Source organism: Cellulophaga geojensis KL-A, from assembly GCF_000568425.1.
Taxonomy (GTDB): Bacteria; Bacteroidota; Bacteroidia; order Flavobacteriales; family Flavobacteriaceae; genus Cellulophaga; species Cellulophaga lytica.
In genome coordinates, this window is record NZ_ARZX01000009.1 from 78,060 (window position 1) to 101,656 (window position 23,597).

16 protein-coding genes are annotated in these 23,597 nt (G+C 32.6%); 8 read left to right on the forward strand and 8 right to left on the reverse strand.

Features of this window, described 5'->3' with window-relative positions; translation table 11 throughout:
• The first annotated feature begins 131 nt into the window (after positions 1-131).
• From KLA_RS08695 to KLA_RS08730, 8 genes are all read left to right on the forward strand, one after another.
• Positions 132-1,121: a beta-agarase gene (locus tag KLA_RS08695; protein WP_034645118.1), complete on the forward strand. Its 990-nt coding sequence runs from the start codon at positions 132-134 to the stop codon at positions 1,119-1,121.
• Between the two features lie 122 nt (positions 1,122-1,243).
• Positions 1,244-2,902: a sulfatase gene (locus tag KLA_RS08700; RefSeq protein ID WP_034645120.1), complete on the forward strand. Its 1,659-nt coding sequence runs from the start codon at positions 1,244-1,246 to the stop codon at positions 2,900-2,902.
• A 28-nt stretch (positions 2,903-2,930) separates the two neighbouring features.
• Positions 2,931-4,550: a DUF5060 domain-containing protein gene (locus KLA_RS08705; RefSeq protein WP_034645123.1), complete on the forward strand. Its 1,620-nt coding sequence runs from the start codon at positions 2,931-2,933 to the stop codon at positions 4,548-4,550.
• Positions 4,551-4,671: 121 nt separating this feature from the next.
• Positions 4,672-6,219, forward strand: a complete 1,548-nt coding sequence (locus KLA_RS08710) for an alpha-L-fucosidase (RefSeq protein ID WP_034645125.1) — start codon at positions 4,672-4,674, stop codon at positions 6,217-6,219.
• Between the two features lie 84 nt (positions 6,220-6,303).
• Positions 6,304-7,218 (forward strand): DUF1080 domain-containing protein, encoded by a 915-nt coding sequence (locus KLA_RS08715; protein ID WP_034645128.1) that lies wholly within the window; start codon positions 6,304-6,306, stop codon positions 7,216-7,218.
• A gap of 164 nt (positions 7,219-7,382) precedes the next feature.
• A complete protein-coding gene (locus KLA_RS08720) occupies positions 7,383-8,948 on the forward strand; it encodes an alpha-L-fucosidase (RefSeq protein ID WP_013620023.1) in 1,566 nt (521 codons plus the stop codon).
• 37 nt (positions 8,949-8,985) lie between these two features.
• The gene (locus KLA_RS08725; RefSeq protein ID WP_013620022.1) at positions 8,986-10,323 is read left to right on the forward strand and encodes a family 43 glycosylhydrolase; all 1,338 of its coding nucleotides are present in this window, start codon (positions 8,986-8,988) and stop codon (positions 10,321-10,323) included.
• Between the two features lie 5 nt (positions 10,324-10,328).
• Entirely contained in the window at positions 10,329-11,843 is a 1,515-nt protein-coding gene (locus KLA_RS08730) for a sulfatase family protein (RefSeq protein ID WP_013620021.1), read from the forward strand.
• A 72-nt stretch (positions 11,844-11,915) separates the two neighbouring features.
• On the opposite strand, the gene KLA_RS08735 is transcribed toward KLA_RS08730, so the two are convergent.
• The 8 genes from KLA_RS08735 to KLA_RS08770 all read right to left on the reverse strand — a co-directional run bounded on the left by KLA_RS08735 (position 11,916) and on the right by KLA_RS08770 (position 23,596).
• On the reverse strand, positions 11,916-13,163 hold the full coding sequence (locus tag KLA_RS08735; protein WP_013620020.1) for a glycoside hydrolase family 117 protein: 1,248 nt from the start codon (positions 13,161-13,163) through the stop codon (positions 11,916-11,918).
• Between the two features lies 1 nt (position 13,164).
• Positions 13,165-14,055 (reverse strand): family 16 glycosylhydrolase, encoded by an 891-nt coding sequence (locus KLA_RS08740; protein ID WP_013620019.1) that lies wholly within the window; start codon positions 14,053-14,055, stop codon positions 13,165-13,167.
• Positions 14,056-14,073: 18 nt separating this feature from the next.
• Positions 14,074-15,915: a sulfatase-like hydrolase/transferase gene (locus tag KLA_RS08745; RefSeq protein WP_013620018.1), complete on the reverse strand. Its 1,842-nt coding sequence runs from the start codon at positions 15,913-15,915 to the stop codon at positions 14,074-14,076.
• A 1-nt stretch (position 15,916) separates the two neighbouring features.
• A complete protein-coding gene (locus KLA_RS08750) occupies positions 15,917-17,299 on the reverse strand; it encodes a glycoside hydrolase family 28 protein (protein ID WP_034645131.1) in 1,383 nt (460 codons plus the stop codon).
• A 206-nt stretch (positions 17,300-17,505) separates the two neighbouring features.
• On the reverse strand, positions 17,506-18,807 hold the full coding sequence (locus tag KLA_RS08755) for a sulfatase-like hydrolase/transferase (RefSeq protein ID WP_034645133.1): 1,302 nt from the start codon (positions 18,805-18,807) through the stop codon (positions 17,506-17,508).
• 237 nt (positions 18,808-19,044) lie between these two features.
• Positions 19,045-20,082 (reverse strand): family 16 glycosylhydrolase, encoded by a 1,038-nt coding sequence (locus KLA_RS08760; RefSeq protein WP_034645136.1) that lies wholly within the window; start codon positions 20,080-20,082, stop codon positions 19,045-19,047.
• Positions 20,083-20,118: 36 nt separating this feature from the next.
• Positions 20,119-21,762: a sulfatase-like hydrolase/transferase gene (locus KLA_RS08765; RefSeq protein WP_034645140.1), complete on the reverse strand. Its 1,644-nt coding sequence runs from the start codon at positions 21,760-21,762 to the stop codon at positions 20,119-20,121.
• A gap of 1 nt (position 21,763) precedes the next feature.
• A complete protein-coding gene (locus KLA_RS08770; RefSeq protein WP_034645142.1) occupies positions 21,764-23,596 on the reverse strand; it encodes an arylsulfatase in 1,833 nt (610 codons plus the stop codon).
• Position 23,597: the final 1 nt, after the last annotated feature.

Below are 23,597 nucleotides of genomic sequence, written 5' to 3' on the forward strand. Positions count from 1 at the left end.
AATGGCTCTACTGTACAAAGTGGGGCCTTTTTTATACTTAAAATACTAGTGTTGTCTATTTTTTGTACAGTTTTTTTTTGTGTTAAAATCACAATCATTCTACAACTTTGAGCCAAACTAATTAATTTATTATGATGAAATTTAATACAGCAATAGTATTCTTGTTATTTTATGTAGTGTCTTGTAGTGATAGTAATTCTACAGATAAAGTAGAAGATGAAGAAGTAATAGAGACACCAGAAACCCCAACTGAAGAACCAGAAGAAGAACCAGAAGTAACTTGGAAAACCATACCTGTGCCAGCAGAAGCAGGAGAAGGTAATGTTTGGGAGTTTCAAAATATGTCAGACAGTTTTGATTATGAAGCAGAGGCCGCTAATAAAGGAGCAGAGTTTGATGCCAAATGGACAGATTTTTATCATAACCAATGGTCTGGCCCAGGATTAACAGAATGGAAAAGAGACCACTCTTTAGTTAAAGATGGTTATTTGCAAATGGTTGCTAGTAGAGTTCCAAACTCAAACAAAATTCATTTGGGTTGTATAACCTCAAAAGAACAAGTAATTTACCCAGTGTATATAGAGGCGTATGTAAAAATTGCAAATACTACGCTAGCATCAGATGTTTGGCTTTTAAGCTCAGATGATACTCAGGAGATAGATATTGTAGAAGCTTACGGAGCAAGCTACTCAGAGTTAGCACAGGCAGACCAAACTTGGTATGCAGAGCGTATTCATTTAAGCCATCATATGTTTATTAGAGAACCTTTTCAAGATTACCAACCAACAGATGCAGGTAGCTGGTATAAAGATGAGGTTGGTACATTATGGAGGGAAGATTTTCATAGAGTAGGAGTGTACTGGAGAGATCCATTTCATTTAGAGTATTATATAAATGGAGAGTTGGTAAGAACAACCTCTGGAGCAGAAATGATAGACCCTAATAATTATGCAGATGGTGAAGGGTTAAGTAAACCTATGGATATAATTATTAATGCAGAGGATCAAACATGGAGATCAGATAAAAATATTACACCATCTGATGCAGAATTGGCTAATAAAGAAAATAATACATTTAAAGTAGATTGGATTCGTATTTTTAAACCGGTTAAAGCAGATTAAATGTATTAATCATATGTTTTATTCATAAAATCATATGTTATTCTTCATTACTAAAAAAAATGTAACTTTTGTAAAGCGCTTTAATTAGCGCTTTTACTTTATCAAACTAAAACCTACCAAAAATGTTTAAAAAGCTATTTTGTTTTTCACTGTTTATGGCAACCATTATTTCATGTGCCGAAAAAGAAAAAATTACAATAGAAACCAAAAAGCCAAATATAATTTACATAATGGCAGACGATCATACGTCACAAGCATTTGGTATATATGGTAGTAGGTTGGCAAGTTTAAATCCTACTCCAAATCTAGATAAAATTGCTAACGAAGGTATTATTTTTGATAATTGTTTTGTTACAAACTCTATTTGTACACCAAGTAGGGCAACTATGATTACGGGTCAATATAGCCAAACAAATGGCGTGTTAGATTTAGAAGGGCATATACCACCAGAAAGGCAATATTTGCCACAGGAAATGAAAAAATTAGGGTATGAAGCTGCTGTGGTTGGCAAATGGCATTTAGAAGATGAGCCTGCTACTTTTGATTATTATGCTGTATTACCTGGACAAGGTAAATACCATGATCCAGAATTTATAGTGCAAGGAGAGCAAGAGTGGCCAAAAAACAGAATACAAACTAAAGGACACTCTAGTGATAATATTACAGATTTAACTATTGCTTGGTTAAAAGACAAACGCAATAAAGACAAGCCGTTTTTTTTAATGCACCATTACAAAGCACCTCATGACGATTTTGAGTATGCACCACGTTATAAAGATTATTTAGAAAATACATATATACCAGAACCAGCAAGTTTGTATGAGAATGGTAATAATGGTTCTATAGCAACAAGGGGTTCTAATGATTCTTTACTGCGCGTTATTGGCTCATCTGTATCTAAAAGAAACATTGTTAGAAGTATGGGAATGCGATTGTGGTCTAACAAATATATGCAAATCTCTAACCCAGAGTTTGATGCCTCAAGCATTTCTTTGGATATGACAGACAAAGAATACACTCACAAAACGTATCAAGAGTACTTAAAAAGATATTTACGTTGTGTAAAAGGTGTAGATGATAATGTAGCCAGATTGGTAAAATTTTTAAAAGAGGAAGGCTTGTATGATAATACTATAATTGTGTACACAGGCGACCAAGGTTTTATGCTGGGAGAACATGATTATATTGATAAAAGATGGATGTATGAAGAATCTATGCGTATGCCATTTTTTGTGCGTTATCCAGAAAAAATAAAGGCTGGTACTAGAACAGACGCAATAATTAACAATGCAGATTTTGCACCTACTTTAATAGAGCTAGCTGGTGGCACAGCCCCAGAAAAAATGCAAGGGCATAGTTTTAAGTCTATTTTAGAAACAGGTAAAGAACCAAAAGGGTGGCAACAGTCTACTTACTACAGGTACTGGATGCATATGGCACACGCACATGCAAACCCGGCACATTTTGGTATTAGAACAAAACAGTACAAACTAATATTTTTTTATGGTAAATATTGGGTAGATACCAAAGACCCTAATGCTACATGGAACAAAAAAAGTTGGGGTAATAAGTTTGAGATGGATACACCAGCTGCTTGGGAGTTTTATGATTTAACTAAAGATCCTAAAGAAATGAATAATGCCTACAATGACCCTGCGTATAAAGATATAATTAAGGAACTTAAAAAGCAGTTAAAAGCCAAACGTAAAAGTTTAAATGAGGAAGATGGTAGTAAGTTTCCGCACATACAAAAGGTAATAGATGAGCATTGGAATGATTAAGAAAATATAGGTAAATAAAAACAGTGTTATGCAAAATGTATTAAAACTTTTAATAGTTACTAGTTTGCTAAGTTTTACAGTAGTAACTAGCCAACTTAAAAAAGAAAACTACACGTTAAACACTGTTTTTAAAATTCCAAAATGGGAGGTTTTAGATATAACATTTACAGCAAACCAAAATGTAGCATCTCCTTATACGGCTAATTTTTATGCAATTTTTACTCATAGTAATGGTACAGTACAGCAAGTGCCTGGTTTTTATAATGGTAATAAAGAATGGGTAATACGGTTTTCTAGTTCTTTAGAGGGTAATTGGAAATTTACAACCTATGCAGATCTAAAAAAAATACATCATAAAAAAGGTAGTGTAACGGTGTCTTCTGCAGCCACTAATAATCACGGAGCATTAGTTATACCAAAAAATGATCCTCAAAATTTTTATTATGAAGATGGCACTCCTTACTTTTTATTGGCCTTTGAGTGCGATTGGCTTTATGCCTTGGACTACCACAACAAAAAAGGATTACCAAAAACAGAGCATCTTTTAAACCTTTTAAACCAAAACGGATTTAATCAGGTAGTGATGAATGTTTTTTCTTATGATGTTAGCTGGACTAAAGATTCTAAACTAAAACAACATCCAGAGCATGAGTTTGGTGGTCCAAAAGATATTTTTCCTTTCCTTGGCAATAATAACAATCCAAATTACTCAGCTCTAAACCCAGAATTTTTTAAAAAATTAGATCGTACTATTAGCTTAATGCATAACAAGCGTATAGCTGCGCATTTAATGATATACGTTTGGAACAAATTGGTTGCTTGGCCTAATATGAATACAGATGCAGATAACATGTATTTTGATTATGTAGTAAAAAGGTACCAAGCTTTTCCTAATATAGTATGGGATATTTCTAAAGAGGCGCTGTACTATGGTAGGGCAGATGAAGCGTATATTCACGGAAGAATAGAAAGGTTAAAAACAAATGACAAATACAACAGGTTGGTGTCTGTACATGATTATAAATATTGCTCTAATTTTCCAGATAAGGTAGATTTTATTTCTTCTCAAAATTGGTCACATAACATTTACAACAAAATGTTAGAAGCCAAAACAAAATTTAAAAACAAACCAATATTTAATATAGAACACGGTGGTTATGAGGAGTCTATGTATACTGTTTTTACAGGCGATTATACCAATGCAGAAACCTGTTTACGTCGCAATTATATGTGCTTATTTGCAGGTGTGTACACCACTTATTATTGGCAAGGTACTTCATGGAATGTAATTATTTATAACCCTTTTGAGCAACCTAAAGAGTTTTATAAACCAAAGTTTATATACTTTAATTACATGCAAAAACTCTTTAGTAAGCTTCAGTTTCATAAAATGAAGCCTATTCCTTGGCATAACGGTAGTGGTTATAACTTAACAGATGATAAAGGCACAGTTTTAATATATATACACAAAGAAAACTACGGTATAGATGCTGCATTTTTAAAAAAGAAAGATGAAAACCGAACTATGCAGTGGTTTAATACCCTAACAGGAGAGTTTACAAAAGAGGTAGCTATTAAAAAACAAGGAAAGTTTAAGTCTCCTTGGGCAGAAAAGGCAGATGCAATACTTATTTCTAGGCTTAAATAGTAGTAAAAACAGGGAATTAGACATTTGGTCTACTATAAAAAACATACGTTTTAATGCTTTTAAAACTATAGTTAGAATTTCGCTTTAGATAAGTAAGAACAACCTTTAGGATCTATTAGATATGAAAAGTGGAAAATATATAGTACTGAGCTTTTTTATTCTCTCATTAACAATTTTGTCTTGTGCAGATAAAAAAGATAAAAAGGAGGAAATAGCTCAAGAAACTAAGTCAGTTTATGAAGCAAACTGGGAATCAATCAAAAAAAATTATAAAGACCCAACTTGGTTTAATAAAAAAAAGTTTGGCATTTTTATTCATTGGGGCGCATATAGTGTTCCAGAATATTCATCAGAATGGTACCCACGTAAAATGTATATGGATACGGCTACTTTTTCTGCGCAACTAAATTTAGAAAAAAAGGGACCTTCAGATGTGTATTTGCATCATAAAAAAGAATGGGGAGATCAAAAAAAGTTTGGTTATAAAGATTTTATACCAATGTTTAAAGGAGAAAATTTTGATGCAAATGAATGGATAGATTTGTTTAAAAAATCTGGTGCAAAATATGTAATACCTGTAGCAGAACATCATGATGGTTTTGCAATGTATAAATCTAATGTTACACGTTGGAACGCGGTAGATATGGGGCCTAAAAGAGATATTTTAGGAGAGTTATTTAAAGCCGGAAGACAAAAAGGTATGATTATGGGAGCATCTTCTCATTTTGCTTTTAATTGGTCTTTCTTTAATAAAAAAGATCATTTTGATACTACAAACCCTGCATATGCAGATTTGTACTCTACAAAAGGTAAAGATTTAAATGAACCTGTTTCTAAAGAGTTTAAAGAGTTGTGGTGGGCAAGAACTAAAGATATTATAGATAATTACCAACCAGATATTATGTGGTTCGATTTTTATTTAGATATTCCAGATTTTGCAGATCAGAGACCAAAATTAGCTGCTTATTACTATAATAAAGGTATAGAATGGGGTAAGGAGGTTGTTCTACAAGATAAAAATTTTTCTCATGAAGCTTTTCCAGAAGGTACAGTTATTTATGATCTAGAACGAGGTAAATTACCTGGTATACGTAAATTACCTTGGCAAACAGATACCTCTATTGGCAAAAACTCTTGGAGCTATGTTTCTAATTGGCAGTCTAAAACAGCCAACCAAATTGTAGATGATTTGGTAGATATTGTTAGTAAAAACGGAAATCTTTTACTAAACGTAGGGCCTAAATCTGACGGCACAATACCAGAAGATCAAAAAGAAATTTTACTACAAATAGGAGATTGGTTAACTATAAATGGTGATGCTATTTATGACACTACTTACTGGAAAACGTTTGGAGAAGGACCAACAGAGGTTAAAAAGGGTCACCACTCTGAAGGGAATAATAAAGGATTATCTTCTAAAGACATTAGGTTTACAACCAAAGATAATAAGCTTTATGCTATTGTTTTAGATTGGCCAAAAGATGGTGTTGTTGTTATAGAATCTTTAGCAAAAGAAGCTACTTATGCAAAAGATTTAAATATTACCAATGCAAGAGTATTGGGTAGTAAAGAAAAAATAAAGTGGAGTCAAGAAAAAGATGGTTTTAAAGTTACAATGCCAAAAGAAAAACCAGGAGACTTTGCATATGTTATTGAGTTAGAAATGTAGTTTAATTGTTTAAAGTAATAAAAAGCCAAGGTTTTATGCAGATACAAATCTTGGCTTTTTTAGTTTAAAAAAATAGTAAGTGTAATGGCAATGCAATCTTTTAAAAAAGTATTTTTTAATACAGTAATAACAGCTTTTTATTTGTTGTTATTTGTGAGTTGTAAAAGTACAGATGTAGTTAAAAATACAAATTCTTCAACCATTTATTTGTTTGATGAAAAGTTATCTAATTGGGAAATTTGGATGGGAGCCGTGCATACTTCTGTAGATTTAAATGTAGAGAAGTTTGCAGATGTAAAAACAGGAAAACCTTTAGGGCTAAACAAAGATTTAAAAAATGTGTTTTCAATCATAAAAGAAAATAACGAACCGGTTTTAAAAGTTACAGGTGAAATTTATGGCGGTTTAACTACAAAGCAAGAGTATGGAAATTACCATTTAAGTGTGCAGTTTAAATGGGGAGAAAAAAAATGGGAACCACGTTTGTATACCAAAAGAGATAGCGGAATTTTATATCATGCTAAAGGGCCACACGGAGCTTTTTGGAATGTTTGGATGTCTAGTTTAGAGTTTCAGGTGCAAGAGGGTGATTGCGGAGATTTTATTGCTCTAACAGATGTTTTTGGTGATGTTCCTGCAGAAAAAAAATATGCTAAAAACGGAAAGCCATTTTTTGTATATAATCCTAATGCAGAATTAGTGCCTTTAAAATGGGGACCAGGTTTTGAATCTGGTCAAGCCAGTAAATTAGGAATGTTTGAGAAGCCAAACGGAGAGTGGAATACATTAGAAATTTATTGTTTGGGGTCAGAAAGTATACATCTAGTAAACGGTAAAGTTGTAAACAGGGTAAAAAATGCCCGTTATTTAAAAAATGGTATTGTTACACCTGTAACTCAAGGAAAAATACAAATACAGTCTGAAGCTGCTGAAGTATATTATAAAAATTTAAGCATAACACCAATTACCTTTTTTCCTAAAAAGTACCTTAACCAGTAATGTTTAAGATACAATTCATCATCCGTTCTATATTCTAAAACATACGTTATCTGCTAAATGAGGCTATTAAATTATTTTTGAAATGTGTTTAAGGTAACAAACAACACTTTTAGTAATTAGGAGCAAAAAAGAAAAGACTTTGCTACTATAATATCCTTTTTAGTATGGTAAAATTAAAATTAACAATAGCAGTTTTTAGTATAGTAGCGTTTAGTTATAGTCAATCTTCAAAAGAACAAAAAAATAGTAATGCGGTATATACAAAAAGTTGGGAGTCTTTAGCAAAGGTAAATGCTACTCCCAATTGGTTTAAAGATGCTAAGTTTGGAATATATGCCCATTGGGGACCAGTTTCTTCTGCTTTTGAAGGTACAGATGCAGATAAGTATTATGCTGGTTGGCACGGAATGAAAATGTATGAAGACGGTAAAAAAGTACCAACCAAAAATGGTAAGCCAACAACTAACTACCTACACCATAAAAAAAAGTATGGTAAGCCAGCAAAATATGGTTATAAGCATATAATAGAACAATTTTCTCCTACTGCTTTTAATGCAAAAGAATGGGCAGAGTTATTTAAAAAATCAGGAGCTAAATTTGCTGGACCCGTAGCTATGCACCATGATAATTTTGCTATGTGGAACAGCAAGGCCACACGTTGGAATTCTATAAATTATGGTGGCATAGATCCATCAGCAGAATTAAAAAAAGAAATAGAGGCAAAGGGGCTAAAATTTATGGCTTCTTTTCACCACGCATTTACGTGGAAATATTTTGCACCTGCACACAAACACGGCGGCATAAACCCTAAAGATTATGACTTATATACAAATCCGCATTCATTAGAATCTAATACTCCAGATGAAGATTTTTATAATGATTGGTGGCTTAAAATTAAAGAATATATAGATGTGTATCAACCAGATTTAATTTGGTTTGACTGGTGGTTAGAGAATATGACAGAAGAAAGTAGACAGCAATTTTTAGCATATTATTACAATAAAGGAATTGAGTGGAACAAAGAGGTTGTAGTGTCTTACAAAGAATCTACTTTTCCTGAAACCACTGCTGTTAAAGACTATGAGCGTGGAAGACCAAACCAGCCAAAGTCTCCTATGTGGTTAACAGATACGTCTCCAGGTGCTTGGTTTTACAGACCCAATGCCAAGTTTAAAACGCCAAATGAGCTTGTAGATATACTTGTAGATATTGTATCTAAAAATGGCTTAATGTTGTTAAATGTGCCACCAAACCCTGATGGATCTATACCTCAAGAAATGAAAAACTTATTGTTAGATATGGGGAGTTGGTTAGCTGTAAACGGAGATGCAATTTATGGTACAAGACCTTGGATAATTTTTGGTGAGGGGCCTACTCGTTTACCAGAAGGCGGACATAAAGTTGAAAAATTTAAAATAGCATACACAGATGCAGATATTAGATTTACTAAAAAATCAGATAAGGAATTTTATATTATCATAATGGATACTCCTAAAAAAGAAATTACGGTAAAGTCTTTATCTACCGCTATAGGAGTATTAAACTCTAAAATAGAAAATATAAGTTTATTGGGCAGTAATGAAAAAATTAGCTGGAAAAGAGACCAAAGAGGACTTATAATAGCCAAGCCAGCTAAACTACCAACAAAATATGCACACGCATTTAAAGTTAGTTTAGAGGGTTATAAAGAAAACAATATTGGTGGTACAATAGATGCTCATGCAGATTAAATTAACAACTAACTTAAACCAACATAATTTATATTATATGAAAAATGTTTTGCAACTACTTATAGTATTATTACTACTGTGTGCTAGTATAAACGCACAAAACCCACTGGTAACAGATATATTTACGGCAGACCCAACTGCTCGTGTTTTTAATGGTAAGTTGTATGTTTATCCGTCTCATGATATAGTACCAGAGGAAGGAGTACAAGCGCCAGATTTTTGTATGCCAGATTATCATATGTATTCTTTAGAAGGTGGTAATACATGGAAAGATTATGGAGTGGTTTTAGATCAAAATAGTGTGCCTTGGGGTAAAAAAAATTCCTACGGTATGTGGGCCCCAGATTGCATTAAAAAAGGAGATACATACTACTATTATTACCCTGCAGAACCATTAGATAAATCTTCCTTTAGGCGTATAGGCGTAGGTACATCTAAAAATCCTACTGGGCCATTTAAATGGGAAAAAAATTACATTAAAGGTGTAGAAGGTATAGATCCAGGCTTGTTGTTAGATGATAATGGTAAAGCTTATTTATATTTTGGTGGAGGAGAAAAATTATATGTTACTCCATTAAAAGATAATATGAAAGAAATAGCTGCAAAACCTATAAAAATAGAAGGGTTGCCTGCTGGCTATAAAGAAGGTTCTTTTCCTATAAAAGTAAATGGTATATATTATTTAACTTTTGCGCATGTATTTGCAAATGAAGGATACACTATTGCATACGCTACAAGTAACAATCCTTTAGGGCCTTTTACGTATAGAGGCAAAATAATGGACAACCTTGGCAATGGTACCAATCACCATTCTGTTGTAAACTATAAAGGAAAATGGATATTGTTTTATCACTGGTGGGAAATTAGCGGTTACAATAAATTAAGATCTATGCGTGCAGATTATATGACATTTAAAGAAGATGGTAGCATAGCCCGTGTAAAGCCAACATTAAGAGGCATAGGAGCACCAACAATAGGAGAAAAAATACAAGTAGATAGGTATAATGATATTAGTGGAGCAAAAACTAGTTTTGTAGGTGGTAATGAGCCTATTGGGTGGATGGTTACAAATACCAAAATGATGAGTAACGTAAGGTTTAATAATGTAGATTTTGCAAGTGGTTCTGCTAAAAAAATAGTTGCACGCGTAGCAAGCGGACAAAGAATAGGTTCTATGGAGGTACGTTTGGGAAATCCTAAGGGAGATTTAATTGCAGAGTTTCCTATAAAATATACTGGTGGCTGGAATAGTTGGCAAACCATAGAAACAAATCTTTTAAAAAAGGTTTCTGGTATGCAAAATATTGTAGTTGTTTTTAAATCTGTTTGGGGTGCCGATAAAATTGTAAATCTAAATTGGTTAATGTTAAAATAATAAGAATGTTTAAAAAGTACATATTTGTGATATGTGTTGTTTTTTCAACACAGATTTTTGCGCAAAAACAGCCTAATGTAATTGTTGTTTTAGCAGATGATATAGGTGTAGGAGATATTTCTTATTACAGAAAAATGCATAGCAACAATGTGGTTTTAAAAACACCAGCTATAGATAATTTAGCTAAAAACGGAATGGTTTTTACAGATGCACATTCTCCTGCGGCATTATGTGCACCATCTAGATATGCAGTAATGACAGGGAATAATTGCTACCGTAGTTATGCTCCTTGGGGTGTTTGGGGAGCTTATGAGGCATCACCAATTAAGCCAAACCAATTAACTCTTGGTAAGCTTATGAAAAATGCAGGATACCAAACAGCTTTTTTAGGCAAATGGGGGTTTGGAATGGATTTTTTTAAAAAAGGTAGTGACAGGCAAATATACAGGTCTCCTAGAAAAAGAGTAGAGTTAGGCGTAGATGTACGTAAAATAGTAGGTAAAGGACCACTAGATAATGGTTTTGACTATAGTTTAACTTTCCCTGCAGGAATACAAAATGTACCTTATGTTGTGTATGAAAATCAAGAGTGGATGCCTTTAGAAAAAAACTCAGAAATTGGCTATATATCACAGGAGAATATGACCAAAAAAGGGGTTACTTTAGATAAAGATGAAGGCTTAGGAGATACAAATTGGGACCCGCACAATATGGGACCTTTACTTGTAAATAAAGCAGTAGATTATATTGCTAAAGCAGATACAAACAAACCTTTTTTTATGTATTACTGTTCTTTAGCAGTGCATTTGCCACACACGCCTACAAAAAGGCTAAATGGTGAAAAAATAGCAGGCCAAACACCATCTAAACATTTAGATATGGTTAAAGAGTTAGATGTACAAATGGCTATGCTGGTAGCAGCATTAAAAAAGAAAGGTGTTTATGATAATACTATAATTTTGTTTACATCAGACAATGGGGGGTTATTAAAAGGGAAAAGCATACAATCTGGTCACAAATCCAACGATATTTACCGAGGAGGAAAAAACCAAGCTTATGAGGGCGGACACAGAGTACCTTTTATTGCTTGGTGGCCAGAAAAAATTAAGAAGAACTCTACATCTAAAATACCAATTTTAACTATAGATATTTTAGCAACCTTGGCAGCAATTACAAGCCAAGAAATTGAAGAAGGCCAAGCTAATGATTCAGCCAACTTATTGCCAATTTTTACAGGAGAAAACAAAAGTAAAGAAGTGCACCCTTATTTAGTTACACAATCTGGTACTGGTAAAGAAGCAATTATTATTAAAGATGGATGGAAATTAATTATAGCTTTTGATAAAAAAGATAAAACTAATAGTACTAGAACTCCAGTAGCATTATTTAATTTAAATAATAATGTTATAGAAAATGAAAAGCAAAATTTAATACACAAACCAGAGTTTGCATCTAAAGTAAAAAGCCTTTTTACAACCTACAACACATACAGAGATCCAGGAGAGAAAACTAAAATTTAAATAGATATTTATACCATAAAAAAGCCCAAACAGGTAGTTTAACTGTTTGGGCTTTTTTTAAGATGTTATTTATTATTTGGACTTTTGTAATTCTTTATTACTTGCAGTAATACGTTCTTTTTGTTTTTTACTTAAACTTTGTTTTAAATATACCTCTGGTCTGTGATAAACGTGGTGTTTTTTCATTTCAGGATCGTTAATAGCAGTACTCAAATCACAGTCAAAACGTACTAAAACAGCATGGTTTTTATCCCAAGTTGTTGCATTTGTAAAATGAGATAATCCCCAACTAATTCCGGTGCCATTTTTAGTATTTGTAAAGGCATCAGGTACATAAGGTCCTGCTGCTGTAGGCATCATTTCTACTATAGAGGCAATCTTAAAATTAACACCATCTTTTGCAAACTGTACGGTGTTGTGCTCATTACCATCTCTAATTGTTAAAGCAGCAATTCCCTCTTTAAAAGGGAACATAGTAGTTTCATGACCAGATGCTAAAACTGGATTTAGTTTATTTTTAGTAAAAGGCCCAAAAGGAGAATCTGCAGTAGCCAAACCTTGCATTCTTACCAAATCAGGTTTTCCATCAAAATCAGATTTGTAATACAAGTAAATTTTATCTTTATACACTAAAGGATATGGGTCATGTATAGAAAACTGATCCCACGCACCTTTTGGTCCGTTAGGGATCACAATTTTATTAGTTGCTGTCCAAGGCCCATCAGGAGAATCTGCATAAGACATTAATACAGGGCAATCATCACCACGTAAACCACTGGCTTCACTAAAACCTTGGTAGTACATATAGTACTTTCCTTTCCATTTTAAAATATCAGCAGTACTAACAGATCTGTGACCCAATTCTGGTTTAGGAGGTCTAGGTATTGCAACACCTTGCTCTTCCCAGTTAAACCCATCTAAACTGGTAGCATACCAAATTTCAGATAAATCCCAATCTGCAGAAGGTATAGTCTCTGTAGCCTGTTTAGCACCTTTAGGAGGTGTTTTGGTTTTTCTGTGTGTGTACCAAACATAATACTTCCCGTTTTCAAAAATAATTTTAGAAGGATCTCTACGGCTAACAGTTCCGTCTCCATTGCTATAATCTAACCCCTCTAATTTTGTATATTTAAATAAGGAGTACAACTCGTTGTCTTCTGGTCTTGGCGCTAAATAATTATCATAATTACGTTGCATAGCCTCACTTAACGGTTGGTTAGGTTTTTGTTTAGGTAATGCAAACGGAAAATTTTGTGCGCAAACAGTATTAGCCGTTAAAAAAAGGCAACTTATTATTAATGTTATTTTTAGTCTTTTCATATTATTTAGTATCAATTAATTTCCAAGTTCTTACCCAGTTATAAGTAGTAGTTCTTTCTTCTTTAGAACCGTTCATTCCGCCATCTTCAGGAACCGGATTCCAGTTATACGTTTCTACAACCATTCTTAAATACATTTCTATATTAAAGTCTGCTGCAGGTTTTACTTTAGATACAAAATTACCATCCATAAAAAACAAAATTTCATCTTTAGATTTCCACCAAACACCATACACATGAAAATCTTCATAAGTTTTAGTATCAAGTTTTCCTTTAGATTTAACAGAGCCTTTTTCAAAATCACAGCCTTCAGGAATATTTCTACTATGTGTGTTAGAGTTCATAGATTCATCAAAATACTTCATCCATTCTGCCTTATTAACAATTTGCCCAACAGTTTCTTGTATATCTAGTTCTGTAACTCTTTTATTACATCCATTTTGTTCTCTAGATTCATTTATTAGCCAAAAGGTAGAAGACATAAAGGTTTTGTTGGCTTTCATTTTACACTCGTAATACCCGTATTTCATTGCGTTTCTAGAGCCAACATAACCACCGCCATGGGTGTACACTTTACCATTTTTAGTAACGGGCTTATCTAATAAAGTGGTTGTAATTTGTAAGCTACCATCTTTAACTTTAATATTTTCTGCCAAAAATAATCCTGGAGCACGCCCAATCCATCCTTGTCCAGATATTTGCCATTTACTCTCATTTACTTTTTTGCCTTTAAATTCATCAGACATATTTTTTACCAATTTCCATTTTTTATGGTTAGGTTTTGGATCTTGTCCATCTTTAAAAAACGGAGCTTTTTGAGCAAAAGATTGTCCAACACTTATAAAAATAATAAGTAGTGTAATTTTTTTAGTTACGTGTAAAATAGATTTCATTTTAGTTAGTTTAAGGTTTTATATTTGGTTTTGTAAGTACTTTAAACGCTCTTGTATTAGCATATTATTTTTAACAGTAGTATGTAGTTTACTTTGGTTAATAGTAAACGTATATTTCTGGTAAAAATCTTTTTGTAGTACAATGCTATTAAGTATTAAAAGTGCTTCTTTTGGTTTTTTAGATTGATATAAAAGCTGAATTAAATTTTTAGAAGTATCTTTTTTTTCAGCTATAGCCAAAAACTCTGCAGCTCTCATTTTATTTACAATATCTGTATCTGTAAGCATTATATTTTTAATTAGGTCTGATAAACTAGTTGCTTTGCTACCAAAACTTGTACTTGTTATTAACGCCCAATAACGTGCTGTTTTATCTTTAGATAGTAAATGTTTTTTAAGTTTTGTTTTAGCCTCTTTAAATGGTATAAGCTGTAGATTGGCTATTTTAATGTACTTATTTATTTTTTTTTGATGTTTTTTACCATAAGCTAACGGATTTTTAAAAGCTTGCTCCACTAGTATATGCTCTGGATAAAATGATAGATCTGGCATAGCTTTTTGCCAAGTATTCATCTTTTGCCTAAAAGCTATTATTTTATGCTTGTAAGCAGCATTTTTAGCCAAGTTATTGGTTTCATAAGGGTCTTTTTTTACATCATACAATTCTTCTACCATTTTGGGCTTAAAAAAACTAGACTGTATAGGGTTAAGTTTGTTTTGTAGGTTTAGCGTGCTCCATTGTTTGTAGGCAAGTTGTTTGTACCTGTAGTTGTTCATTAAAGCATCTATGTTAAAAGGCTGAAAATTTCTAATGTACTTTAGGTTATTTTCTCTAATGCTTCTAACCATATCATACTTTTCATCAAACCTATCTGCGTAACCAAAAGTAGAATTGTTGTTAATGGTTTTTTGTTTTACTGATTCACCCAAAAAAGCAGAACCATCTATAGATTTAGGAATTGTAACACCTGCTAAATTTAAAACTGTAGCACTAAAATCTATAAAACTAACAAATGTGTTAGTTGAAGTACCAATAGTAAAAGGAGACATTTTTTTATATTTTTCTGGTATATAAACAACCAAAGGAACCTGTAATCCTGTTTCTTTTAAATACCCTTTACTGTTAGGCAAAACACCACCGTGGTCTCCGTAATAAAAAATAATGGTATTGCTTAACAGCTTGTCTTTTTCTAAAGCATTAATAACAGCACCTACCTCTTTATCCATTGCCATAATTTTGTCTCGGTAAAATGCATTGGTGTACTTAAATAGTTTTGTATTTGGGTGGTTTGGTTGTACAAAAACAGATTGCACATTAGTTTTGGTTTTGTGAGAGTTCATTTCTTCTTCAGAAAAATGTAAACTTCCTTCGTGGGTTGTACCTAAGTTGTGTACATAAAAAAAAGGTTGATTATTAGCTCTGTTTTTCCAGCTTGCTTTTCTAGAAGAATCGTCCCAAACGTCTTTGTTTTTAACAATATTATAGTCTTCTTTTGCATTATTGGCGGTATAGTAACCTGCTTTTTGTAAATACACAGGAAACATCTTTACTGTATTTGGTAGCACAATTTTTTTTTCGGACCTGTGGTAGTGCGATGCCAATTTTGGTCCGTAAACACCTGTAATAATACTAGATCTTGCAGCACTACAAACAGCAGCATTAGAAAAAGCATTGGTAAAAGTAATTCCTTTTTTAGCTAGTTTTTCTATGTTAGGAGTAGTTACACCGTGCTTGTTAAATAACTTTAAATAGTGTTTAGAGTTATCTTCAGAAACAATCCAAACAATATTAGGTTGTTGTGCTTTACCGTAAGAGCAAAAACATAGCAATAGTAATAGTATATAGGTTTTATGTTTCATACTAATGGTTGTTAACAGTTAGTTTCTTTCGGTTTAAAAAAATAGAATTACCATAAAAATTAAGAACGTCATTTAAAACAATAGGAGGTCTTTTATCATCTAAAACAGTATTTAAATAAAAGTTATTAATAAACAAACCATTTACATGTCTGGCATAAATTCCAGAGGCGGGTAATGTACCAACCAGCCTAAATTCTGGCCACCAATTACCTAGTGTTTCTAAAGTGTATTCTTTTATATTTTTTTTGTTAGCATCTGTTGTATTTCCACCACCAGAAACCGTCATTTGTATATTATTTAGCTGTATGTCTGTTATGTAGTTTTTAGGCATACCAGTTAAAAAAATAACAGAATTTTTGTCTAGTTCTCTGTTATCTATAACAATATTATTAAAAGCGAAAGAGTGCATAGCTTTCATAGGAAGCATTTTTAAAGGTGAGTCTACACCTGCTCTTTGTTGGCAAAAAGTCATAAAAATTGGTCTAGGAACGTTTTTCATAACAATGTTAGAAAAAATCATATTTTTCATTTCACCACCTTCATTCATTTGTATTTTTAGTCCAGAATCTTGTATATCATGAAATGTAGAGTTGCTTACAGTAACGGATTCAAAATCTCCCCTAGAAGCTAGTCCAATACGCATAGCTGCCCATTTGCTGGTAAATACACAATTGTTAATTACAATGTTTTTACAAGGCTTATCTGGTCTAGATGTTTGCAAGCAAATAGAGTCGTCACTAGTATTAAAAGAAGAATTAGAAACACGTACGTTAGTACAACCATCAAAATCTAAACCATCTCCGTTTTGGTTAACTCTACTTATAATTTTAATACCGTCTACAACAATTTCATTACAATATAACCAAGCAGAAGTCCAAGAAGCAGAATTTATAAGGGTAACATTTTTAATTTTAATATTATTACAATTAAGAAAGCGCAACATCATTGGTCTACCTCCTTTAGCTTTTGTGAAATTCTTAGGAAACCCATTGCCATTAATTGTGCCGTTACCTTCTATAGAAAAGGAGTTTGCTTCTTTTGCAAAAATTAAACACCTATCCATATGAGGTTCATTTTTATAGGTGTTTTTATGTGTATTTGTTGCGTAGTCTTTGTAATCAGGACTGCCTAAAAGAATAGAGCCATTTTCTAGATAAAGTGTTACATTATCTTTTAAATATATAGTGCCAATAAGTACAGTTTTTCCTGCAGGAATTACAACTTTTCCTCCACCCTGTTTAGAGCATAAATCAATTGTTTTTTGTACGGCTTTTGTGTCTAAGGTTTTGCCATTAGCTTTGGCACCGTAATCCATAATATTATAATCATTAGCAAATACAGATACGCTAAAGCTTATATAAAAAAGCAAAAAAAAATGTTTCATTTTTATTTATAGTTTAAAAATAAAAGTAGTAACCTATTAAATGTTTAAGAGAAATAAACTAGTAGAATACTACCATAAATGGTTTTATATTACTTAGTTATGTTTTTATGATAAAACAGGATTATTACAGCAGTAGTTTTAAAATAGCTTCGTATTTTTTATTCATAGAAGTATAACTTATTATAATCTGTACGCAAAAAATATTATTAATTGTACTGGTTATAAAATATGCTTAAATCTGTTTCGTCATCAGTTTTAATTTGCCATTTTTTAAGCCTGGTTAGTAGGTCTTTAATAGTTTTTTGGTTCCTTTTTATAGCGCTAATATTGTTAGTCTCCCATGGATCTTTTTTTAAGTTATACATTTCAATAGTGCCGGTTTTAGGGTATAATATCAATTTATTATTTTTATGAATAATGCTTCTTTGGTCATTAAACATAGCTAGGTAAATAGACTCTCTAGTTTTTTTAGAATTTATAAGTAATGGCATTAAACTTTTAAAGTCTGTAGCTTCTTTATCTTTAATTTTTAATAAACTAAATAAGGTGGGTACAACATCTTGCAAGTAAACACGAGCTGTTATTTTATTGTTTTGTTTTACAGTTGGGGCTTTTATTATTAGAGGAGCAGTAACGCTAGGTTCATACAAACATACTTTTCCGGCAACTCCATTTTCACCAAAGTTAATTCCGTGGTCAGATGTAAAAACAATAATAGTATTATTATATATTCCTTTTTCTTTTAATGTATTAATAATATCTCCTATACGTGTGTCCATATGTGTTACCATTGCATTATTTTGCTGTACACGTTTTTGCATTGTTTTTGCACTTAAGGGGTTATTTGTGTATTGGTATTTAACATTGGTGTTTAGTGGTGTATTATCTACAACACTAGGAGGTAATTTAACCTTGTCTACCGGGTATAAATCGTAGTAATTTTGTGTAGTTTGCCTAGGAACATGTGGAGCGTTAAACGCAACATATGCAAAAAAGGGTTTTTTACTGCTGTAGTTTTTTATGAAGTTTATAGCCTCATTAGCAGTAATATCTGTAATATGTCCGGCTGGGGAGTTGTACGTTTTTAATTGTCCTGGTTGTATAGTACCTGTTTCATCAAAAATGTTTTTTACACTTTTACCCATTGCGTGCCATTTACCAGTTATATAGGTGTGGTAGCCGTTATTATGTAGTTTTTCTGGAAATGATTTGGGAGCATTTTGTTTGTTTATTTTTTGTGATTTCCATAAGTACTTACCATACATAAGCATAGTTCTACTAGGAATACAAACTGCTGGTGACCAGCAACCCATATTATATGCAGCAGTAAAGGAAGTGCCTTCTTCTGCTAGCTTGTCTAAATTTGGCGTAACCATAAACGTATTGCCATATGCTCCAATGGCTTGGTTGCTTTGGTCATCAGACTCTATAAATAATATATTTGTTTGTGAAAAAGTACTAAGTGTGCTTAGTACGTAAAATAAAAGATATATTAAATATTTTCTCATCAACAGTTTAATTTCTTAATTAGTAGATAAAATTAGTTTAAGAGAAATATATTGAGGGAAATAAACTACTATAATACTACCATAAATGATTTTTAGTTTTAACTGATATGTGTTAAGGCAACTAGATTTTAACTAAACAGTACCGTTTTTATAGTTTATGATATCTTTTTTAGAGTTTTTTATTAAATCACAAACTAGTTTTTTTTAAAAGAAGAAGCTTCTATAATAGTTTAAATTTTATAGCTCTTCAAGCTTCCATACCCTTACCCAATCAAACCTTGTATACCTTTCTTCTAAAGGATTTTCAAATCCCATTTCTTTTGCATTTATTTCCTCAATCCAATCATAAAAATTACTAGACATAATTAAGCGTAGAGCTCCTTTAAAAGGAATTACTGGGGTAACAGATTTTTCTAGGGCACCATCAATATAAAAGTCAACTTTACTACCATCTGCATGCCAATATGCTGCATAAATATGAAATTCATCAGCATTTTTTTTATCAAAATTTGTTTTACCTCCTTTAGTTTGTCTTTCTCCAATATTGTTACAAGGGCTATTGTGTCTGTGCGTGTTGTAATGAAAAATTTTATCCCATTCAGAATTTACCGCCCAGTCATCATTAGTCCATTCATCACCTAATTCTCCTGTAAATATGCCCACACATTCCTGTATATCAATTTCTAGGTTTTCACCATCGTTAAAATTATCGGTACACGGTTTTGTCTCAGACTTAAGCCAAAAAGCAGCAGACATAGCTGTTTTACTTGCTTTCATACGGGCTTCTATGTAGTAACCAGGCTCGGCTAAAGTTTTTCCGTACACATAAGCTCCACCATATCTACGTTGCGGAGCCTCACTGTTATTGTCTTTAGGAGAATATTTGGGGCTATTAAACTTTTCACCTTCTATTCTTAAAAAACCATTACCTGTACTTACGTTATCTGCTTCAAAAAGTGATCTGCTAGATCCGTACCATCCTCTGTCTTGACCATTCCAAATAAATTTTGGAGTAGGGTTCCATTTGTTTGTGTCTAATTCATCACCATCAAATTCATCAGAAAGTTCTTCTACTTTAACCCATTTTTTTTCAGATGGTTTAGGATCTTCATTTTCTAAAAAAGTAGGTTTAGTGGAGTCTACTTCATTTTCTTCTTCCTGATTTTTAATTTCTTCTTCATTAGTAGTTGCATCAGCTTCATCATTATCAGAATTACTACAAGCCAAAATAGAAATCATTAAAAAGATGAATATAATTTTAAATGTTTTAGTCATAATTACCAATGTTTAATAGTGTTTTATTAGTTAATGTTAGTGTTTTGCATTTGGGTAAGCGTCATTTGTATACCTGTAAACTTCAGCCTTTTTTGTGCCTCTAGCGGCAGTTATTTCTATTTTCCACTGTTTTTTAAGGTTGTCTAAAATTGATTTATAAGCTGGCTTGTGAATTAGATTATGTAACTCTGAAGCATCATCTTTTAAATTGTACAATTCTTCATAAACTGGTTGTTCTCCTAGTAAAGGAGCCTCTATATAATTTCTATATACAGCAATACCAGGATCATGCATTTTATACAACATTTCATTTACAGGAATGTTAAATTCTTTTGCATATGCTATTTCTTTAGCTGCAGAAAAATTGTTGTTTTTGTAGTACCTAATGTATTTCCAATTTTTTGTTTGCACAGACTCGCATCTAGGATTTCCAAAATGTGTAGACCATAAATTTTCTGTAAAAACATATTCTCTAACCTCAGTTTTAGAGCCATTAATAAGACTACTTATATTTTTTCCTTGATAGGTATTTGGGATAGATATCCTTGCCATAGCAAGCATAGTAGGGGCAATATCTATAGATTGTACTAAAGCATTACTCTTAATCCCTTTTAGTTTTTTTTTGGCTTTTGGGTTGTACACTATTATGGGTACGTGTGTAGTTTGCTCATAACAAAGAGCTTTGCCGCCAAGACCTTGTTGCCCACTAAAAAGCCCATGGTCTGATGTAAATATTATAATGGTATTTTTATCTAACTTAAGAGCTTTTAATTTTTGTAGTAGGTTGCCAATTAGTCTATCTATACCAGTCATTGCTTGTAGCTCTCTTATGTAACGCTCTTTAATTGTATCGGGTGTATCTACATAATTGTAACCAGTTTGCCTATCTTCTGTATGCAATATACTAGCAGGTAATTTAGGTGTGGTAATGTCTTTTTTTGGAATATAATTATCAGGTAACGGAATAGCTATATCTCTGTATAAGGTTTTGTACATATCATCATCACTATCTTTTAATTTCATAGACTTTGTACCTGCTCCGTGTGGTAAATTAAAGTTTACAGAAAGCATAAAAGGTTTGTCTGTTGGTCTATTTTCTAAAAAGTGTAATGCACCTTTTAGTTTACGTGCATTAGGGTCTAAAAAATCATTTACTGCTTCATTAATAATTTCGGGTTGTGTAAAAGCTATAGCATCATTAAAAATAGCGTGATTGTCTTTTGGGTAAAACCCTAAATGTCCGTGTCCTGCATACCAATAATCAAAGCTTTTTTCCATTAATCCGCTATGGTAACCACCTTTGCCAATAGGAGCGTGGTTTTTGCCAATCCAGCCTGTGTAATACCCATTATTACGCATAACAACAGGATATGAGTTTTGCCAAGCAGCATTAGAAACACTAGTGCCAGAATTAAAATTTACACCGTGTTTACGCTCATACTGACTCAATAAAATGGAAATTCTGCTTGGCGTACATATAGCACTTGTAACGTGTGCATTAGTAAATAATATACCATTATCTGCTAGTTTATCTATATTTGGAGTTTTTACAATTGTATTTCCTGTACAACCAAGCAAATCATAAGATTGGTCATCTGTAAGTATAAATACAATATTTGGTTTATCTTGAGCTTTGCAAAAAGCAGTGCATATTAGAAATACAAAAAGTAATTTTTTCATTTTATAACTTTTTAATGTACACGTAGTAAGCCACGTTCTTTTCTCCTTTATCAGAAATAAAATTTGCATATAATTTAGTTTTACCTGCTTTTAAATTGATATTGAAGTTTGCTGATAAATCATTCTCTTTTACATCAATTTCTGAAACTATTTGATGCTTAAACTGTATAGAAGCTCTACTATAATTTAAGCTTTTCCCCTCAGGAATATCTTTTTCTAAACCTACCAGTTCTGAAGTTGTTATTGCTGGGGTAGTAGAGTTAATAGGTAAGTTAGACTCTATAGGATACCTCCTTAAAGCAACTTGGTAATTACCATCTTCTAAAATATTTACACTCCAGTAACCAGCACCAATTTTACCTTGCCTAATTTGTATTTGGTTCCAGGGTTGCATAGTTTCTTTGCCGTGTATATCATGTGCAGTTAGTGTAATAGGGTTTTCTTTACTAGAACCTATTTTAAAGTAAATTTCTTTATTAAAGTCTTTAGATACTTGTGTCCACCAGTTATTGTAAAAGCTTCTCATTTCTGCTACCTTTTCTTTATTGGTAGCTGCAATATTGTTTCGCTGCCCTACATCTGTGCTAATATCATACAGTTCTTTACCGTTAATTAAACGCCAATTGTTTTGCATTACAGCAGAGCTTTTCCATTTTTCTGGGTTTTGAACACGTTGAGAGTCGGTAATTAAAAGTCTATTGTTTAAAGAGTCTTTTCCGTTTAATACAGCAACCAAACTTTGTCCGTCTATATCTAAATGGTTTTTAGGTAATTTTATGTTGCATAACTCAGCCAATGTTGGTAAAATATCTATTTGTGCAGCAAGTGTATGTATATCTTTAGCGGTATTAATTTTACCATCTTTCCAATGTATAAAAAATGGCACTCTATGTCCGCCGTCATATTGGCTACCTTTGGTTCCGCGCATACCTGCGTTGTAGCCCGTAACTTTACCTTTTTTATTATAATAACCAGCAGATGTGCCATTATCTGTCATAAAAATTAAAATGGTATTGTCCGCTATTTTTAGTTCCGTAAGTTTTTTTCTAAGCTTTCCAAAATTGTCATCAATATTAGTAATCATTCCATAAAAACGCTTTTGTGTATCTGCTAAAATGGTATCGTTTAAATCCTTATACAAATTGTAATACGCTTTAGGAACATTGTAAGGACCGTGTGGTGCATTAGGTGCTATGTAACAGAAAAAGGGCTTGTCCTTGCTTTTTTGAATAAAATTTATGGCTTCTGTAAAAAAAACGTCTGTGCAATAGCCATTGTATTTTTCTGGTTTTCCGTTATGAAAATAGGTGTCGTTAAAATAGGTGTTGTTCCAATAATCTGGAGTTTGTTGTACACCACCACCACCGTGCATTACTGTTTCATGAAAACCTTTATCCTGCGGTCTAAACGGATAGTTGTCTCCCAAATGCCATTTGCCAAAGGCAGCTGTAGAGTAGCCTGCTTCCTCAAACATATTACCCAAAGTTTTTTCTTGCTCTCTAAGTAAAGACCAACCACCAACAGTGTGCCAAACACCTGTACTATTTGCGTACCTACCCGTCATTAAAGCGGCGCGGGTAGGAGCGCAAGTAGGACTAACATGAAAATTAGTTAGGTGGTAACTTTCAGAATACAACTTATCTATATTAGGTGTTTTTATAACTGTATTTCCTAGAGCGCCTACATCTCCATAACCTTGGTCATCTGTAATTACTAAAATTACATTTGGTTTGGTATTTTTTTTAGCTATTGTAGTTTGTTTTTTAGACTCACAGCCAACTAATAACGCCAAACATATAACACCTATAAAATAAGTTTTGTAGTGCCTAAACATA

Coding starts and splice junctions, on each gene's coding strand:
- KLA_RS08720 (WP_013620023.1), top strand. CDS start 7,383: ATGGTAAAATTAAAATTAACAATAGCAGTTTTTAGTATAGTAGCGTTT.
- KLA_RS08735 (WP_013620020.1), bottom strand. CDS start 13,163: ATGAAAAGACTAAAAATAACATTAATAATAAGTTGCCTTTTTTTAACG.
- KLA_RS08710 (WP_034645125.1), top strand. CDS start 4,672: ATGAAAAGTGGAAAATATATAGTACTGAGCTTTTTTATTCTCTCATTA.
- KLA_RS08770 (WP_034645142.1), bottom strand. CDS start 23,596: ATGTTTAGGCACTACAAAACTTATTTTATAGGTGTTATATGTTTGGCG.
- KLA_RS08700 (WP_034645120.1), top strand. CDS start 1,244: ATGTTTAAAAAGCTATTTTGTTTTTCACTGTTTATGGCAACCATTATT.
- KLA_RS08715 (WP_034645128.1), top strand. CDS start 6,304: ATGGCAATGCAATCTTTTAAAAAAGTATTTTTTAATACAGTAATAACA.
- KLA_RS08765 (WP_034645140.1), bottom strand. CDS start 21,762: ATGAAAAAATTACTTTTTGTATTTCTAATATGCACTGCTTTTTGCAAA.
- KLA_RS08705 (WP_034645123.1), top strand. CDS start 2,931: ATGCAAAATGTATTAAAACTTTTAATAGTTACTAGTTTGCTAAGTTTT.
- KLA_RS08695 (WP_034645118.1), top strand. CDS start 132: ATGATGAAATTTAATACAGCAATAGTATTCTTGTTATTTTATGTAGTG.
- KLA_RS08725 (WP_013620022.1), top strand. CDS start 8,986: ATGAAAAATGTTTTGCAACTACTTATAGTATTATTACTACTGTGTGCT.
- KLA_RS08750 (WP_034645131.1), bottom strand. CDS start 17,299: ATGAAACATTTTTTTTTGCTTTTTTATATAAGCTTTAGCGTATCTGTA.
- KLA_RS08760 (WP_034645136.1), bottom strand. CDS start 20,082: ATGACTAAAACATTTAAAATTATATTCATCTTTTTAATGATTTCTATT.
- KLA_RS08730 (WP_013620021.1), top strand. CDS start 10,329: ATGTTTAAAAAGTACATATTTGTGATATGTGTTGTTTTTTCAACACAG.
- KLA_RS08745 (WP_013620018.1), bottom strand. CDS start 15,915: ATGAAACATAAAACCTATATACTATTACTATTGCTATGTTTTTGCTCT.
- KLA_RS08755 (WP_034645133.1), bottom strand. CDS start 18,807: ATGAGAAAATATTTAATATATCTTTTATTTTACGTACTAAGCACACTT.
- KLA_RS08740 (WP_013620019.1), bottom strand. CDS start 14,055: ATGAAATCTATTTTACACGTAACTAAAAAAATTACACTACTTATTATT.